Origin of the sequence: Streptomyces griseoflavus (assembly GCF_014649995.1) — a bacterium.
Taxonomy (GTDB): domain Bacteria; phylum Actinomycetota; class Actinomycetes; order Streptomycetales; family Streptomycetaceae; genus Streptomyces; species Streptomyces griseoflavus.
Genome location: NZ_BMUC01000001.1, coordinates 380,872 through 381,479, shown reverse-complemented (window position 1 = coordinate 381,479; position 608 = coordinate 380,872). Strand labels below are relative to the sequence as shown.

The following is a 608-nucleotide window of genomic DNA, read 5'->3' as shown; positions in this document are numbered from 1 at the left end:
AGGACCAGCCAGAGCGGCGGGCGGATGAGCTTGACGCCGAGCCAGCCGACGACGACCAGGGCGAACCAGAGGGGGACGTCCACGGGTGACCTCCTAACGGACGCGGCAGCGGTGGGTGCGGGCGGCGAGCTGGGCGGCGGACTGGCTGGAGTAGTCGGCGGACCAGCCGCAGCCGTCCGAGCTGCACACGGCGGCGTGCTTGGTCTGGCCGTGGCGGTCGCGGTGGGTGCCGATCTGCACCGGGCCGATCCGCATCACGGAGTGGAAGAAGTCGCGGGCAGGCATGACGGGGTCTCCTCTCGGGTCAGGCGAGCTGGGCGGCGATGGCGTCGGCCAGGTGTGGCGGGACGCCGAGGTGGGCTCGGAGGGTGTCGGTGTCGATCCGGGCGCCGGTCCGTTCCTGGTGGTCGGCGGCGACCTTCCGGGCGTGATCGACCAGAGCGGCCGGGACCGGCACAGCCGGGGAGGGCTCAGCGGTGGGGAGGGCGGCAGGCTCCTCGGGCACCGGGGCCGGTTCGGGAGTGGTCGCTTGTTCGCGCTCCACCTCGGGCATGGGCTCAGGGGCCGGTTCGGCGGGGGCCGGCACGAGGGCCGAGCGGTCCGCGGGC

Annotated in this window: 1 protein-coding gene and 1 pseudogene; both read right to left on the bottom strand. The window is 74.7% G+C overall.

The window, feature by feature from the left end; translation table 11 throughout:
- Positions 1-93: 93 nt before the first annotated feature.
- Positions 94-285 (bottom strand): mobile element transfer protein, encoded by a 192-nt coding sequence (locus tag IE172_RS01685; RefSeq protein WP_190095229.1) that lies wholly within the window; start codon positions 283-285, stop codon positions 94-96.
- A 19-nt stretch (positions 286-304) separates the two neighbouring features.
- Positions 305-608, bottom strand: a pseudogene (locus IE172_RS34300) (DUF2637 domain-containing protein); the annotation flags it as partial.